The sequence below is a fragment of the Bradyrhizobium sp. 195 genome (assembly GCF_023101665.1).
Classification (GTDB): Bacteria; Pseudomonadota; Alphaproteobacteria; order Rhizobiales; family Xanthobacteraceae; genus Bradyrhizobium.
Genome location: NZ_CP082161.1, coordinates 7842979 through 7858062, shown reverse-complemented (window position 1 = coordinate 7858062; position 15084 = coordinate 7842979). Strand labels below are relative to the sequence as shown.

Sequence of the window (15084 nt, the reverse complement as noted above, 5' to 3'; positions counted from 1 at the left end):
TGCGCGTACTCACTCCGTCAATTGCCGGGGTTTGCCGCTAATTGCAATGTCAAGACTTGAAGGTTTTTGCATTGCGTAGTCAAAGTCAGCCATGCCGATCGATTCATCAAAGTTCTTCGACTCCATCCGCGTCAAGCCGCGCGGCAAGCAGCCGGAAGTGAAACCGCGCGACACCGTGGTTGGTTGCGAATGGGCCGGATGCCAGAACAAGGGCGCGCATCGCGCACCCAAGGGCCGCGATAACCAGCGCGAATACTGGCACTTCTGCCTAAATCACGTGCGCGAGTACAACCAGAACTACAATTTCTTCTCCGGCATGAACGCCGACGCGGTCGCGCGCTACCAGAAGGATGCGCTGACCGGCCACCGCCCGACCTGGAAGATGGGCGCCAATGGCGGCAAGAAGGGCGCGGAAGCCGAGATCGACATGGCGTCCGATCCGTTCAGCATGTTCAGCGAGATCAACGGCCGCGCCAGCTGGCGGAAGGGTCCCGAAGCGGAGCCCAAGGTCGAGACGCGCAAGGTGATGAACGCCGAGCGCAAGGCGCTCCAGGTCATGGGCCTCGGCCCCAGTGCCACGCTCGCCGACGTCAAGGCCAAGTACAAGGCGCTGGTGAAGCAGCACCACCCCGACGCCAATGGCGGCGACCGCTCCACCGAGGACCGCCTGATCGAGATCATCAAGGCGTATAATTATCTGAAGACGGTGGTGCGGGAGGCGTAAGGCTACGCCTCCGGGAAGGACAGTTCGCAAACCAGTCCTTCCGGCCGCCACTGCCGGGTAACTCGTCCCCGCAAAGTCCGGATGATGCCGTCGACGGCGCCGATCCCGAAGCCCGTGCGCGTCGGCGGCTCGTTGACCCGAGGACCGCCGCGCTCCGACCAGCGCAGCACGAGCGGCTCTGCGTCAGTGGTCTCCCAGCGGATCTTCAGCCTGCCCGACGGGGTCGACAGTGCCCCGTATTTGGCAGCGTTGGTGGCCAACTCGTGCACGGCGACCGCGATCGATTGGGCGAGCGTGGCCGGCAGACGGATATCGTCACCGGTGATGCGGATGCGTTCGCCGTCTCCGCTTGCGTACGGCCGGAGTTCCTCTTCGACGATCGTCTTCAGACTCGCACCGGTCCAGCGCGACGCCGAGAACAGCCTCTGCACGTTGGCAAGCGCGCTGAGCCGGCCTTGAAACGCGGCCTGGAATTCCGCAGCCGTCTCGGCCTTCGTCAGCCGCAGCATCGCCTGGGTCACCGCGAGCAGGTTGTTCGAACGATGATCGACCTCGTAGGCGAGGAGCATCATCCGCTGCTCGGCCTGCTTGCGGGCCGTGATGTCGACCAGCATGTTCACCGCGCCAACCAGTCGGCCGCGTTCGTCGCGCAGCGGCGTCGGATAGGGCATGAAGCAGATCCGGGAACCGTCCGGCCGTTCGGCCACAGCCTCGACATCGCGGACCGGCCGGTTCTGCTTCAGCGCGATGGCCATCGGGCACTCATCGTGGGGGAGCGGCGTGCCGTCGGGCAGATAGAGCTTCCATGTCACGCACCACATCTCGCCGACCTTCGGCGTGCGTCCGGCAAAATCGATGCAGGCTTGATTGAAGAAGGTGATGCGGCCCTCTGCGTCGGTCGTGTAGATCGCGGCCGGCAGTGCCTGGAGCAAGTCCTGGAATCGCCTCTCGGAATCCGCGCCGGCAGCGCTCCTGCTCGCTGCCTGCCTGGCGATCTCCCCGATCCTGGCCTCGTCAGATTGTCCAAGCAAGTCCAGCATTGCATTCCTCGACGGGCCAGATCATGCAATTCGCTGCAGGCCAATACGTTCCATGTGCCGTCGGGGACGTGCGGATCCTCCTTACCCAAAGATAGTTCAGGACGTCGGCTGCACGACAGTGTCGCAGGATGGGCAAAGCGACTTGTCCGCCGTAGCTCGAAGAGCGATGACGGAACGTGCCACCACTTCCGTTGCCGTTTCGGGTTGATGGTGGGCACAGCGCAAGCGCGCCTATCTCCGCGAACCAACATGTCGTTGTTGCGAGTGAGCCGCCGGAGATGGCGGGAGTGAATATGCCCGAGGGATTGACTATCGAAGAATGGAAACAGCGGGAGGGCGATTGAGCCCAGAGTTGGGGCGGCGCATTCCGCACGCTGCACGCATCTCCGCCGACTCGCCCGCGCTCATCCCTTGCGCTTCACCGTCGAGAACAACTCTGACCGCACCTCCGCGCCGCGCCTGCCGCACTCGTCCAAATAACTTTCGGCTAAAGCAACATAGGATTCACATATGTAGGTGCTGGAACGACGTCGGCGGATTTCAGTAGCGATTGCATCATTTTCCCGATTGGTCCAATGGCGGACCATGATCCAAGTCTTGTGCAAGAGCTTGGTTGGGAGCTTTACACGACATGCATGAACACCATGGTCGAGCGGCTGACGCCGCCGTGCTGCTGCGTGAGCATCTAGAACAGCTCACCGCTCAATTGTCCGAATTGGAAAGTCTTCGCGCCCGCGTGCTTGAGGCGGAGCGGAACGCACTCATCACCGAAGATTCCGATCCGCTTTGGTTGCCATCTTTTGGAACTGCGTCGGCACGTCAAGCGGTGCGATGTAGTATGCGCAGACGCAAACGGAACGAAGGGTATCAGGTGATCAGTTAGCGCCAACTCCGCTAACAGCCGCTCGCGATGCTGCAGGTGTAAGGCTTGCGTCTCGCGCAGTGTGGTCAGGAACGCCCGCGCATTGACAGTGTCGCGTCCCTTGCGCTCCAGCCCAGCGATAAGGGCCTCCTGCTTGGCAAGATGACCCTCGCCGAGTGCGACGTGGCGCTCGACCATAGCCAAATCCCGCAGGCGCATGGTGAGGCAAGCGGGCAGGTCCTGCTCGCCTCCATCGCCTCAATATGAGGCGATGGGCCACGATCGCGGCCTGAGAGCCGCCCGCAAAGGGCGACAACTACAAACTTGGCCAGCGATTGCCGTGGCTTCTCTTCTGGCGTCCTCAATCCCGACAGCCGATAACGCAATAGGCCCCCATAGGGGAGAGGGAAAGAACGCTCCGCGATACCTCACGCCTCCGGCATCGCCCCCACATAGGACGAACTCGGGCGGATCAATCGTCCCGTGCGCTGCTGCTCGCGCGCATGCGCGGTCCATCCCGCGGCGCGCGCCATCGCGAAGACCGGCGTGAACGCCTGGCGTGGGATCGCCAGCGCGTCGAGCAGGATCGCCGTGAAGAACTCGACATTGGTCTCCAGCGGGCGTTCCGGATTCTTCTTGCGCAGCGCGCCGCGGATATAGGCTTCGACCTCGCCGGCAAAGGGCAGGTCGGCGCCGTCTGCTGAAAGCCGCTCGATCGCGGTCTTGAGCACGTCGGCGCGCGGGTCGCGCACGCGATAGACGCGATGGCCAAAGCCCATCAGCCGCTCGCCGCGGGCCAGTGCCGCGTCCACCCATGGCTTGATCCGATCGCTCGAGCCGATCGCATCTAGCATCTCCAGCACCGGCTCCGGCGCGCCGCCATGCAGCGGGCCGGTCAGTGCGCAATAGCCGGCGGTGACGGCGGCAAACAGATCGGCTTGCGTCGAGGCCACCACGCGCGTGGTGAAGGTCGAGGCGTTCATGCCGTGATCGCAGACCGTAACGAAATAGGCATCGAGCGCCGCGACCTCGCGCGGCTCCGGCGCGGCGCCACGCAACATCTGCAGCGTGTCGGCGGCATGGCTCGCATTCGGATCGGGTGCGACTGGCTCCAGGCCCTTGGCGCGCCGGACCAGCGCGCCCGCGATCACCGGAAACGCGCCGACGATCGTCGCCTCATGCTCCAGCCCGTTCTCCGCGCGAAGCCCCGCGACCGCCGCGCGAAACCCGTCGACGATGCCCATGCCGCGCGTCGCCGGCAGCAGGTCGGGCAGGCGCGCGAAGGCGCGCTCGCGGGCCGCGCCCAAGCTTGCCCGCACGTTGGCTTCGCTCAAGCCGGTCTTGCCGGCGCCGTTCCAGAGCCGGGCGGTGACGCCCTCGAAGCTCGACTGGCTCGCCAGCCGGCCCACATGCTCGCCGGCAATGATGAGCTCGCCGCGCTCGCCGTCGACATGGCTCAGCACGGTTTCGGCCGCGGGAACGCCGTCCAGCCCGATCTGGCTTTTGGTGAGGTGGATGTTCATGGCCCAATCTCCTGTTCAGGGAGAAGACAAGGTCAGGCCTCTCGACACATTGATCAATCTTGATTACATAAATCAATATGAAAAATTCCGAGGGCCTTTATCTCTCCGCCCGGGAGGCCGCAGCCGAGCTCGCGATCTCGCCGGCCACGCTCTACGCCTATGTCAGCCGCGGCCTGATCCGCTCCGAGCCGACGCCGGATTCGCGGAAGAACCGCTATCGTGCCGAGGACGTCCGCGCACTCAAGGAGCGCCGCGTGCCGTCCCCGGAGCCGCGGGGCCTACGCAGCTTCGACGCCGATCTGCCTGTCATGGACACCGAGATCTCGACCATCACCGAGGAGGGCGCGATCTATCGCGGGGTCAATTGCGTCGATCTTTCCGAGACCGGCACGCTGGAGCACGCGTCGACGCTGCTTTGGGATGTCTCCGACGTCGATCCTTTTGCTCCGGACAATCAGCCCGCGCTCTCGGAGGAGATGCGCACGATCGGGCAGGCCGCGCGCCGGGCCGCGCCGATCGACCGCGCCATTGCCGTGCTGGCACTGGCCGCAAGCGTCGATCCCCGCGCGTTCACGCGTGCGCCCGATGGTCGCGCGATGGTCGGCGGACGGATCGTTCGGCTGCTGGTCGCGACCATGCTCAATGCCGAGCCCTCGGCTGAGCCGTTGCATCGGCAGATCGCAAACGCCTGGGCGGCCGACAACAAGCATGCGCCCGACCTGATCCGCCGCGCTCTGGTGCTGCTGGCCGATCATGAGTTGAATGCCTCCACGTTCACCGCGCGCTGCGCGGCCTCGACCGGCCTCAATCTCTACGATGCTGTCATCGCCGGTCTCGCCTCATTGAAGGGGCCCAAGCACGGCGGCGCCAGCGTGCTGGCCTCGCAGCTCGTCAAGACTCTGATTGATCGCGACGTCGCCCCGATGGTGCGCGAGCGTGTCGCGCTCGGCGAGCGTTTTGCCGGCTTCGGCCATGGCGTCTACAAGCGCGGCGATCCCCGCGCGCAATCGCTGCTCAATGCCTTGTCGCGCGCCGGCGCACCGCGAAAGTTCACGCGCGAGGTGCCGGAGCGCATCGCGGAAGCAACCGGCGAATTCGTCAACATCGACTATGCGCTCGCCGTGCTCGTCCACGCGCTGCGCCTGCCCGCCGGCAGCGAGCTAGCTCTGTTCGCAATGGCCCGCAGCGTCGGCTGGATCGCGCATGCGAGTGAGCAATTGCAGTTCGGGAAGTTGATACGCCCAAGGGCAAGGTATGTGGGGCCGGCGCCGGGGCGAAGGACGGGGGCTGGTTAGAGCCGATGTGAGTGCAGCGTCTCCCATGTCGTTCCTGCGTTCGCAGGGACGACACCTGTAATGTGGCGCCGCCTACGCCCGCGGCTTCGCTTCCGCGACGCTGCCATTCCGGCGGCGATAGATCCACACCGCCACGCCCAGCACGATCGCGCCGGCTACCACCGTCAAAATCCAGATGTGCTTGCCGACATGCCCGTGATGATGCAGCCCGGCATATTCGTGCAGGGCCGACACGGCTAGCATGCCGGGCAGCACATGGGCCGGCGCCCAGACCAGGATCGCCGGGATGTTCACCGTGTAGAACTTCGCGGGCGCCATCCCCAGCGCGCCCGCGGTAACAGGCACGAAGGCGCGGATCGGGGGTACGAAGCGGGCGAAGAACACGGCCCAGGTGCCGAAACGGTGGAAGAAGCTTTCGCTCTCTTCGACCACGCGCGGATAGTTGGTCAGCGGCCAGGTGGTGAGGATTTCGCGCTGCCGCCGGTGCCCGATCCAATAGGCCGAGCCGTCTCCGAGCACGGCGCCAAGCGCAGCGGCGAGCAGCACCCATGGCAGCGCCAGTTCGCCGCCCGGAACCAGGGCGCTGAGCGCCAGGATGATGGTCGAGCCGGGGATCACCGATCCCACCACCGGCACGGCTTCGAGCAGCGCCGCCAGGAACAGGGTCAAATAGGCCAGCCACGGATGGGCCGCGACAAAGGAGATGAGGGGATCGAGGAAGGATGTCACGTCGTCTTTCGTCTCGGCGATGGACCTGGGAAGACCCTACCTAGTTAAGGACGGGCGGTAAAAGTGCCATTCCGTGGGCAAGCCGCCGTCCCGCTCGAAATTCGAGCGTGATTCGCAAGGCAGCCCTCCAAAAACTGCGTTCCTCACCTATCTAAATGAAAAGGCAATGGAACTTTGATTGGTGGGCGGGCTTCTGCCGGCCATCTGTCTCTGATAGGTTGATTTTCAGCACCCAGCCGCAGCCAACGTGCGAATAACTGGTTTCGGGACCGCCCGGGACCTCGGAGGATTGATGACGACCGCCGCCCTGTCCAAAGTTGAGGAAGTTTCCGGTCAGCCCGATATGAAGGTGTCGGTGCGCCAGGTGTTCGGGATCGACAGCGATCTCGAGGTCCCCGCCTATTCCGAAGTCGATCCTCATGTGCCCGAAGTCGATTCCGACTACCGCTTCGACCGCGCCACCACGCTCGCCATTCTCGCCGGCTTCGCCCGCAACCGCCGCGTGATGGTGACCGGCTATCACGGCACCGGCAAATCCACCCATATCGAGCAGGTCGCGGCACGCCTGAACTGGCCCTGCGTGCGCGTCAACCTCGACAGCCACATCAGCCGTATCGATCTCGTCGGCAAGGATTCCATCGTGGTCCGCGACGGCAAGCAGGTCACCGAATTCCGCGACGGCATCTTGCCGTGGGCGCTGCAGAACAACGTCGCGCTGGTGTTCGACGAATACGACGCCGGCCGCCCGGACGTGATGTTCGTGATCCAGCGCGTGCTGGAAGTCTCCGGACGCCTGACGCTGCTCGACCAGAACAAGGTGATCAAGCCGCATCCGGCGTTCCGCCTGTTCGCCACCGCCAATACGGTTGGTCTCGGCGACACCTCGGGCCTCTATCACGGCACCCAGCAGATCAACCAGGGCCAGATGGACCGCTGGTCGATCGTCACCACGCTGAACTATCTCAGCCATGACGAGGAAGTGGAGATCGTGCTGGCCAAGGCCAAGCACTATCGCACCACTGAGGGCCGCGACATCGTCAACAAGATGGTGCGCCTTGCCGATCTCACCCGCAACGCCTTCGCCAACGGCGATCTGTCGACGGTGATGAGCCCGCGCACGGTGATCACCTGGGCTGAGAACGCCGACATTTTCGGCGATATCGGATTTGCGTTCCGGGTCACCTTCCTCAACAAATGCGACGAGCTCGAGCGTCCGCTGGTCGCCGAGTTCTACCAGCGCTGCTTCAACGCGGAGCTGCCGGAATCGGCGGTCAACGTGGCGCTCAGCTAGGCCAAATGACCTGACAATGCCAACCGTCACCGTCGAGCGCACCATTGGTACTACCAAGAAGGCTGTGCTCGCCGGGCTCGGCGCCTACAACGACGACCAGTTCGGGAAGCAGAAGGTCAAGAGCATTGCGGTCTCGTTGAAGGACGGTCGCAAGATCGTCGGCGGTATCGTCGGGCATCTCTGGGCCACGGTTCTGTTCATCCAGTATTTCTGGATCGACCAGAAACAGCGCGGCAAGGGCTTTGGCACGAAGCTGATCGCGGCGATCGAAGACGAAGCAAGACAATTGGGCGCGGTCCAGGCCCATGTCGACACGATGAGTTTCCAGGCGCCGGGGTTCTATCGTTCCCAAGGGTACGAGGAGTTCGGCACCCTCAAGGGCTATCCCGGCGGCGTGACGCGCCATTCGTTTACGAAGTCGCTATGAGCACATCATCATCCAATTCCAAATTCCGTAACACCAAGGAAGCGCCGACCGAGCCGTTCAAGCGCTCGGTGGCCTCCTGCCTGAAGGCGATCGCCAAGACGCCCGAGCTCGACGTCTCCTTCGCCGCCGAGCGGCCCGGCCTTGCGCCGGGCAAGGCGCGGCTGCCCGAGCCGGCGCGCAAGATGACCAAGCGTGACGCGGCGATCGTGCGCGGCCACGCCGATTCCATCGCGCTCAAGATCGCCTGTCACGATGCCAAGCTGCATCGCAAGCTGATGCCGGGCAATCCGCAGGCGCGCGGCGTGTTCGAGGCGGTGGAGCAGGCGCGGGTCGAAGCGATCGGCGCGCGCCGCATGGCGGGCGTTGCGAAAAACCTCACCGCGATGCTCGACGACCATTTCCATCGCGGCAAGTTCGACGAGATCACCGACCGCGCCGACGCTCCCTTGGCCGACGCGCTGGCGATGCTGGTGCGCGAGCGCCTGACCGGCATGGCGCCGCCGACCGCCGCCAAGAAGATGGTCGATCTCTGGCGACCGATTCTTGAAGACAAGATCGGCAAGCGGCTCGACCGGCTCGATAACCTGGTCGAGGACCAGACCCGGTTCGGCGACGCCGTGCACGACCTCTTGACCGCGCTGGAGCTCGGCGACGAGCGCAGCGCCGACAGCGAGGACGACGAGGACAACGACGAGAACCAGGACGGCGACAACGACCAGTCCGGCGCCGAGGGCTCGCCCGATTCCGATGCCGCGCAGGAGATGAGCGCCGACCAGGCGCAGGCGACATCTGAGGAGATGAGCGAGAGCGCGATGGAAAGCGCGCAGGCCTCGACCTCCGACACTTTCGACGACGGCGAGCTCGGCGACGACGAGACGCCGGGAGAGGCGACGCGTCCGAACTCGCACGGCAAGAACGAGCCGCGCGGGCCGGAATATCACGCCTTCGCGCCGAAATTCGACGAGATCATCGCGGCCGAAGATCTCTGCGACCATGACGAGCTGGAGCGCCTGCGCGCCTATCTCGACAAGCAGCTCGCGCATCTGCAGGGCATCGTCGCCCGTCTCGCCAATCGGCTGCAGCGCCGCCTGATGGCGCAGCAGAACCGCGCCTGGGAGTTCGATCTCGAAGAGGGAATCCTCGACCCCGCACGGCTGTCGCGCGTCGTCACCGATCCCTATCATCCGCTGTCCTTCATGCACGAGAAGGAGGCGACGTTCCGCGACACCGTGGTGACGCTGCTGCTCGACAATTCCGGCTCGATGCGGGGACGCCCGATCACGGTCGCCGCCACCTGCGCCGATATTCTCGCGCGCACGCTGGAGCGTTGCGGCGTCAAGGTCGAGATCCTCGGCTTCACCACGCGCGCCTGGAAGGGCGGGCAATCGCGTGAGGCGTGGCTTGCCGCCGGCAAGCCGGCCAATCCCGGCCGCCTCAACGATCTCCGCCACATCATCTACAAGTCGGCGGATGCACCGTGGCGCCGTGCGCGAAAGAATCTCGGGCTGATGATGCGCGAGGGTCTGCTCAAGGAGAACATCGACGGCGAGGCGCTGGACTGGGCGCACAAGCGCCTGCTCGGACGGCCCGAGCAGCGCAAGATCCTGATGATGATCTCGGACGGCGCACCGGTCGACGATTCCACGCTGTCGGTCAATCCCGGCAATTATCTCGAGCGGCATCTGCGCCACATCATCGAGGAGATCGAGACCCGCTCGCCGGTCGAGCTGATCGCGATCGGCATCGGCCACGACGTGACGCGCTATTATCGCCGCGCGGTGACGATCGTGGACGCCGAGGAGCTCGGCGGGGCCATCACCGAGAAGCTCGCCGAACTCTTCAGCGAGACCAACACCGCACCAACCCAGCCGGCCGGTCGCCCGCGACGCAAATTGCATTCGTGAGCACGCATCAATCCCGCCGCAGCTTGCTTCAGTACGCTGCGGCGGGATTTTCCACTCTCGCAACATCTCGCTTCGCGCAGGCGCAAGCCACGGCCGAGCCGCCGCCGCGCGCGCTTCAGGTCGAGCGCGCCGTCTCCGAGCCTGTCAGCATCGAGGTCAATGCGCGCGCCATTCCCAATTTCGAGCCGCGCGACCGCACGCGCACGCGGTTCGGCTCGCTGGAGTACCGCAGCGGCCTGGTGCTAACGTCGCCCTATCGCGGCTTTGGCGGATTGTCCGGCATCCGGCTGGATGCCAAGGGCGAGCGCTTCCTCGCTGTCTCCGACCAGGGCGGCTGGTTCACCGGTCGCATCCGCTACGCCAATGGCAAGATGGCCGGCCTCGACGACGTCGAGGCGGCGCCGCTGTTAGGTGCGGAGGGGCGGCCGATCACGGAAAAGCGGCTGTGGTGGGATTCGGAATCGATCGCGCGTGACGGCAATTTCGTCTATGTCGGGCTCGAGCGCGTCAACCAGATCCTGCGCTATGATTTTTCGAAGGGCGGCACGGCCGCGCGCGGCGAGGTGATGCCGGTGCCAGTGGGCGTGCGCAAGCTGCCCTCCAACAAGGGGTTGGAGGCGCTGGTCGTAGTTCCCAAAGGCAAAGACCAAAACATGCCGCTCGCGGGCACCCTGATCGCCTTCTCCGAGCGCGGGCTGGATGCCGACGGCAACCTCACGGCCTTCCTGATCGGTGGCCCGTCGCCGGGCCAGTTCAGCGTGCGCCGCATCGAGAAATACGACATCAGCGACGCCGTGCTGTTGCCCTCCGGCGAGCTCCTGATCCTCGAGCGCAAATTTTCCTGGTTCACCGGCGTCAACATCCGCATCCGCTCGATCCCCCTGAAGGCAATCGCGCCGGGCGCGCTGGTCGACGGCCCCGAGCTGTTCGTCGCCGATCTCGGCCACGAGATCGACAACATGGAAGGCATCGACGCCCACGTCACGGCCGAGGGCGAGACCGTGCTGACGCTGGTGTCGGACGACAATTTCTCGATGCTGCAGCGGACCTTGCTGCTGCAGTTCACGCTGGCGGAGTAGGCCCATTGTCGTCCCGGGGCGCGACGACGTCGCGAGCCCGGGACCCATAACCACAGGACGTGGTTTGGGTGCAGGCTCGTCGCCGCAAATCGTTTCCAGAACCGATCCTGTGGCTATGGATCCCGGGCTCGCGCTGCGCGCGCCCCGGGATGACGGCCGTGGTGATGCGCGAGCTTGCGAACCGAATGATAGCCGCAATGCATCCCGTCGCTATCCCCCATCCGCCCGCGCGTCTGGCATTCTCGCATCCTCTCACTACACTCCCCTCATTGCCCCTCTCATCCCCTGGAACTCCCCGCATGTCCGTCCTGTTTTCCCCGATCGAGCTGCGCGGCCTGACGCTACCGAACCGCCTCGTGGTGTCGCCGATGTGCCAGTATTCGGCCGACGACGGCGTCGCCACCGATTGGCACTTCACCCACATCAACAATCTCAGCCTGTCGGGCGCGGCGATGTTCTGCATCGAGGCGACCCATGTCGAGGCGATCGGCCGCATCACGCCGGGCTGTCTCGGGCTCTACAGCGATGCCTGCGAGGCCGCGCTGAAGCAGGTCCTCACTTCGGTCCGCAAGCATTCCTCGACCGCGATCGCGATGCAGCTTGCCCATGCCGGCCGCAAAGCCTCCAGCGCGCGGCCCTGGGACGGAGGCCAGCTGATTCCGGTGGAGCAGGGCGGCTGGCAGACGGTGGCGCCAAGCGCGGTGCCGCACAAGGAGGGCGAGGCCGCCCCGCTCGCGCTCGATAGCGCGGGCCTGAAGCGCATTCGCGAGGCCTTCGTCGACAGCGCAAAGCGCGCGGATCGACTCGGCATTGACGCCATCGAGCTGCACGGCGCGCACGGTTATCTCATGCATCAGTTCCTCTCGCCGATCTCCAACCGGCGCACCGACGAATATGGCGGGAGCCTAGAGAACCGCATGCGCTTCCCGCTCGAGATCTTTGATGCCGTGCGCGCCGTCTTCCCGCACGACAAGCCCGTGGGCATGCGGGTGTCGTCGACCGATTGGGTCGAGGGCGGTTGGGATCTGGCGCAGACGATCGAATTCGCCAGGGCATTGAAGGCGCGCGGCGTTGACTGGATCGATGCCTCCTCCGGCGGCGTCTCGCCGCTGCAGAAGATTCCGCTCGGCCCCGGCTATCAGGTGCAATTTGCGGAGGCCATCAAGCGCGAGACCGGATTGCCGACGATGGCGGTCGGCCTGATCACGGAGGCCAAACAGGCGGAAGAGATCGTCGCAAGCGGCAAGGCCGACATGGTCGCGCTCGCCCGCGGCATGCTCTACGACCCGCGCTGGGCCTGGCACGCCGCCGCCGAGCTCGGCGGCGAGGTCGAAGCACCACCGCAATATTGGCGCTCGCAGCCCTCGACGCAGAAGGCGCTGTTCGGCAAGACCACGTTCGGCGCGCGGTGAGGGCAAGGGAGTGTGGCGCGATGACCGCGCCGCACGCTCGTCATTGCGAGGAGCCCTTGCGACGAAGCAATCCAGCATCACCTCCGCGGTGACATCTCTGGATTGCTTCCACCTTCGCCGAAGGCTTCGGCGGACAAGTCGCTGCGCTCGCAATGACGGTGGGACGCACGCGTGCGCCACACGTAGAGGTCGCAACCCCGCGAGATCGGAGGCCATGAAGGTGCACCCCTCACGCATCCGTAAATCTCCCCAGCTTCCGCCTCCCGCAAAACTGGCCTAACCTCCGTCCCCCAACGCCTCATGGAGGCCCGCCATGCGTTATCCTGTTCGCAAAGCAGCTCACATCTTCGAGCGCGTCGGCCTTGCGATGGCGGGTGCCGCGTGCGGGCTGTTCGTCGGTGCCTATGTCGGCTCGGCGATCCCGCAGCTCACCACGCAGGGCTTCCTGCTGCTGATGATGATGCTCGGCTTCGTCGGCTTCTATCTCGGCATCGACACGCCGCAAATGCCGTTCGACGATGCGCACAGCCGGATCGACGCCGCGGAATTCATGAGCTCCGCCGGCACGCTCTGCGCCACGCTCACCGCCTTCGTCTCCGTCCTCGTCATCGTGCTCAGGGGCGATCCGCACATGGGCTGGACCTGGCTCGTCTTCTTCGGCTGGATCGCAGGCGTCGCCATGCAGATCGTCGCCGGCACAAAAGCCAGGATGCGGAAGTAGGCTTTCTCTTCCCCCTCCAGGGCAGGGTAGGCAAGACTCAAAACACCACGCCCACGCGCGTGCCGCGCTTCCAGGCGATGCGGCAGCGCTTCCTGGTGTTGACGTGCAACAGCTCGAAGCGATCGGGAATGTTCACCTGGCCGCCGAGATCGACGCAGGCGCCGCCGGGCGAATAGTCGATCAGCGTGCAGGTGATGACGGGCGCGCGCGCGTCAGTGATGATCTTGGCCTGGCGGGACACCAGCCCCGCCGGTTTCACGCGGGCATATTTGCGCGGATACATTGGCACTCTCCTCCAATGCCGCAGGTATCGCGGCGGATGATCTGTCCCGATGATGGGCAGCAGATCATGCGATCCGACTAAAGCGCGCCGAAGAATTTTAATGAAAAGTAGCAGCGAAGGCAGAAAGCGGCGGTAGCGGGGTGGGGGAAGCGCCGCCTCAACCGCCGTCGTTCCTGCCCGGGCGCAATTGCGCACTAGGCAGGGACGACAGCGGAGATTTGGCGCGAGCCTGCCTCCACCGCCGTCATTGCGAGGAGCGTAGCGACGAAGCAATCCAGGAATGCCTCCTCGGCGGCAGTCTGGATTGCTTCGTCGCATCAGCGCAAAATTGCTACGCAAATTTGTCGCGGGCTCCTCGCAATGACGAACTCGGCGCCCCAACTCACCCCGTCACGATCTCCTCCGCCTCAGCCTCGGCGCCGACATGCGGCCCCACCGGCATCGGCACCGTCACATACTCCTTCGGCATGTTCACCGGCCGGTAATCCGGCTCCACCGCCATGCGCTTCAACACGCTCTCATGCACATGCGCGCCTTCGGGGATCAGGCGCGGCTCGCAATCGGGGATGTAGAAGCCGAGAAACACCTTGCGCTCCGGCCATTCCTTGTACTTGGCGCTCTTCGGCAGATATTCCAGCAGCCGCCAGCCCGCCGTCATCGAATTGTGCAGCATCCCCGTTTTGCCCGTGTAAGCCGGCGCGACATATTGGAACGGCGAGTTCTTGCGCTGGACGCCCCAGGCGAGCTGCTTCACGGTCGCCGGGTTGAAGTTCAGCCCCGCCTTCTCCGCCTCCGCGATCATCCAGAGCAGCGGATATTTGGAGTCCCCGCTCTCCGCCTCCGGATAGCCGCCGCCGACGTCGCTGTGCACGCCGGCGAACCACACCTGCAGAATGTCCTGCGGCACCTTCTTCTCGTCGGGGACGTAGCGGTTGCTCCAGAACTCCTGCGGCTCCCGGTATTGCTTCAGGCGGAACATGCAGCGCTGCTCGTCGATCGCGATCGCCTGCCGGAATATCTTGACGCTGGGGTTGCGGAGCGTGAAGGCGAGCTCCTCCAGGCTGAACAGGAAGAGAAAATTGTCGCGCCGCGGCACGATCACGCTCGCCACACTGTCCCACACGCCGATGAAGTGGATGGTCGGCCAGCGCGTCGAGGTGATGCGCGCGAACTGGGCGGCGAGATCGAATTCGTCCTTCGGCAGCGGCCCGCTCTCGTCGAAGGCGACGTCCTTGAGGTCCTCGATGTCGTTGCCGCGCCCGGTGCCGGAATATTGCTTGTAGGCGACGAGGCCGCTGCCGGCGAGGTTCGCCTGCTCCGGCCTGATCAGTCCCACCTTGTGGATCAGCCCCGCCAGCACGCGAACCGTGTAAGCCCCGCGCGAAAAACCGAACAGGTAGATCTTGTCGCCGGGCGCGTAGTGCTGAATCAGGAAGCAATAGGCCGAGAGCACATTGTCATCGAGCCCGTAGCCGGTGGCGAGCCCCAGCACCAGATTGACGTTGGCCTTGAGCCGGTGCCACGTCGTCGGCTCCGTCACCGTCCCGACCCCGGGATCGTAAAACACCATCTGCCGCGGGTGCGTCTTTTCTGTTTTGCGCAGGCAGCGATAGAGCTTCAGGACGTTGGAGATGTTCTCCGAGATCTCGTTGCCAGTGCCGTCACAGCAGATGACGAGGTTTTTCGGCTCGGGCTTGCGGTCGGCTGTATGCGCGGGCTCCATGGGATGCGCCTCCGGGTGATGCTACCCGGGCGAGTATAGCGGAAAAGCGCGACGGGGAGGAGACGATGGCG

General features: G+C 64.8%; 14 protein-coding genes. 8 read left to right on the top strand and 6 right to left on the bottom strand.

The window, feature by feature from the left end:
* The first annotated feature begins 91 nt into the window (after positions 1-91).
* The gene (locus IVB26_RS36635) at positions 92-724 is read left to right on the top strand and encodes a J domain-containing protein (protein ID WP_247969726.1); all 633 of its coding nucleotides are present in this window, start codon (positions 92-94) and stop codon (positions 722-724) included.
* A 2-nt stretch (positions 725-726) separates the two neighbouring features.
* On the opposite strand, the gene IVB26_RS36630 is transcribed toward IVB26_RS36635, so the two are convergent.
* The 3 genes from IVB26_RS36630 to IVB26_RS36620 all read right to left on the bottom strand — a co-directional run bounded on the left by IVB26_RS36630 (position 727) and on the right by IVB26_RS36620 (position 4149).
* The gene (locus tag IVB26_RS36630) at positions 727-1764 is read right to left on the bottom strand and encodes a sensor histidine kinase (RefSeq protein WP_247969725.1); all 1038 of its coding nucleotides are present in this window, start codon (positions 1762-1764) and stop codon (positions 727-729) included.
* A gap of 685 nt (positions 1765-2449) precedes the next feature.
* The gene (locus IVB26_RS36625) at positions 2450-2824 is read right to left on the bottom strand and encodes a hypothetical protein (protein ID WP_247969724.1); all 375 of its coding nucleotides are present in this window, start codon (positions 2822-2824) and stop codon (positions 2450-2452) included.
* A gap of 230 nt (positions 2825-3054) precedes the next feature.
* Positions 3055-4149, bottom strand: coding sequence for a citrate synthase/methylcitrate synthase (locus tag IVB26_RS36620; RefSeq protein WP_247969723.1), 1095 nt, complete (start codon positions 4147-4149; stop codon positions 3055-3057).
* Positions 4150-4226: 77 nt separating this feature from the next.
* On the opposite strand from IVB26_RS36620, the gene IVB26_RS36615 reads away from it, so the two are divergent.
* A complete protein-coding gene (locus tag IVB26_RS36615) occupies positions 4227-5444 on the top strand; it encodes a citrate synthase family protein (protein WP_247969722.1) in 1218 nt (405 codons plus the stop codon).
* Positions 5445-5516: 72 nt separating this feature from the next.
* Here the strand turns inward: IVB26_RS36615 and IVB26_RS36610 are convergent, their stop codons facing one another.
* Positions 5517-6173, bottom strand: coding sequence for a DedA family protein (locus IVB26_RS36610; RefSeq protein ID WP_247969721.1), 657 nt, complete (start codon positions 6171-6173; stop codon positions 5517-5519).
* Positions 6174-6465: 292 nt separating this feature from the next.
* On the opposite strand from IVB26_RS36610, the gene cobS reads away from it, so the two are divergent.
* From cobS to IVB26_RS36580, 6 genes are all read left to right on the top strand, one after another.
* Positions 6466-7464 carry a cobaltochelatase subunit CobS gene (cobS, locus tag IVB26_RS36605; protein ID WP_247969720.1) on the top strand — a complete coding sequence of 333 codons (999 nt, stop codon included), beginning with the start codon at positions 6466-6468 and terminating at the stop codon, positions 7462-7464.
* 16 nt (positions 7465-7480) lie between these two features.
* Positions 7481-7891 carry a GNAT family N-acetyltransferase gene (locus IVB26_RS36600; RefSeq protein WP_247969719.1) on the top strand — a complete coding sequence of 137 codons (411 nt, stop codon included), beginning with the start codon at positions 7481-7483 and terminating at the stop codon, positions 7889-7891.
* On the top strand, positions 7888-9795 hold the full coding sequence (cobT, locus tag IVB26_RS36595; RefSeq protein ID WP_247969718.1) for a cobaltochelatase subunit CobT: 1908 nt from the start codon (positions 7888-7890) through the stop codon (positions 9793-9795). The genes IVB26_RS36600 and cobT overlap by 4 nt, the downstream gene beginning before the upstream one ends.
* The gene (locus IVB26_RS36590; RefSeq protein WP_247969717.1) at positions 9792-10874 is read left to right on the top strand and encodes an esterase-like activity of phytase family protein; all 1083 of its coding nucleotides are present in this window, start codon (positions 9792-9794) and stop codon (positions 10872-10874) included. The genes cobT and IVB26_RS36590 overlap by 4 nt, the downstream gene beginning before the upstream one ends.
* 299 nt (positions 10875-11173) lie before the next feature.
* Entirely contained in the window at positions 11174-12286 is a 1113-nt protein-coding gene (locus tag IVB26_RS36585) for an NADH:flavin oxidoreductase/NADH oxidase (protein WP_247969716.1), read from the top strand.
* 313 nt (positions 12287-12599) lie between these two features.
* Positions 12600-13007 carry a hypothetical protein gene (locus tag IVB26_RS36580; protein ID WP_247969715.1) on the top strand — a complete coding sequence of 136 codons (408 nt, stop codon included), beginning with the start codon at positions 12600-12602 and terminating at the stop codon, positions 13005-13007.
* A gap of 37 nt (positions 13008-13044) precedes the next feature.
* Here IVB26_RS36580 and IVB26_RS36575 read toward each other — a convergent pair whose 3' ends face one another.
* Together IVB26_RS36575 and IVB26_RS36570 are read right to left on the bottom strand one after the other, a co-directional pair.
* Positions 13045-13290 carry a PilZ domain-containing protein gene (locus IVB26_RS36575; protein ID WP_247969714.1) on the bottom strand — a complete coding sequence of 82 codons (246 nt, stop codon included), beginning with the start codon at positions 13288-13290 and terminating at the stop codon, positions 13045-13047.
* A gap of 382 nt (positions 13291-13672) precedes the next feature.
* Positions 13673-15013, bottom strand: coding sequence for a DUF2235 domain-containing protein (locus IVB26_RS36570; protein ID WP_247969713.1), 1341 nt, complete (start codon positions 15011-15013; stop codon positions 13673-13675).
* Positions 15014-15084 lie beyond the last annotated feature (71 nt).

Excerpts from the sequence above, each read along its gene's own strand:
- IVB26_RS36625 (WP_247969724.1), bottom strand. The coding sequence starts at position 2,824 with ATGGTCGAGCGCCACGTCGCACTCGGCGAGGGTCATCTTGCCAAGCAG.
- IVB26_RS36570 (WP_247969713.1), bottom strand. The coding sequence starts at position 15,013 with ATGGAGCCCGCGCATACAGCCGACCGCAAGCCCGAGCCGAAAAACCTC.
- IVB26_RS36615 (WP_247969722.1), top strand. The coding sequence starts at position 4,227 with ATGAAAAATTCCGAGGGCCTTTATCTCTCCGCCCGGGAGGCCGCAGCC.
- cobT (WP_247969718.1), top strand. The coding sequence starts at position 7,888 with ATGAGCACATCATCATCCAATTCCAAATTCCGTAACACCAAGGAAGCG.
- IVB26_RS36635 (WP_247969726.1), top strand. The coding sequence starts at position 92 with ATGCCGATCGATTCATCAAAGTTCTTCGACTCCATCCGCGTCAAGCCG.
- IVB26_RS36580 (WP_247969715.1), top strand. The coding sequence starts at position 12,600 with ATGCGTTATCCTGTTCGCAAAGCAGCTCACATCTTCGAGCGCGTCGGC.
- IVB26_RS36600 (WP_247969719.1), top strand. The coding sequence starts at position 7,481 with ATGCCAACCGTCACCGTCGAGCGCACCATTGGTACTACCAAGAAGGCT.
- IVB26_RS36630 (WP_247969725.1), bottom strand. The coding sequence starts at position 1,764 with ATGCTGGACTTGCTTGGACAATCTGACGAGGCCAGGATCGGGGAGATC.
- cobS (WP_247969720.1), top strand. The coding sequence starts at position 6,466 with ATGACGACCGCCGCCCTGTCCAAAGTTGAGGAAGTTTCCGGTCAGCCC.
- IVB26_RS36575 (WP_247969714.1), bottom strand. The coding sequence starts at position 13,290 with ATGTATCCGCGCAAATATGCCCGCGTGAAACCGGCGGGGCTGGTGTCC.
- IVB26_RS36585 (WP_247969716.1), top strand. The coding sequence starts at position 11,174 with ATGTCCGTCCTGTTTTCCCCGATCGAGCTGCGCGGCCTGACGCTACCG.
- IVB26_RS36620 (WP_247969723.1), bottom strand. The coding sequence starts at position 4,149 with ATGAACATCCACCTCACCAAAAGCCAGATCGGGCTGGACGGCGTTCCC.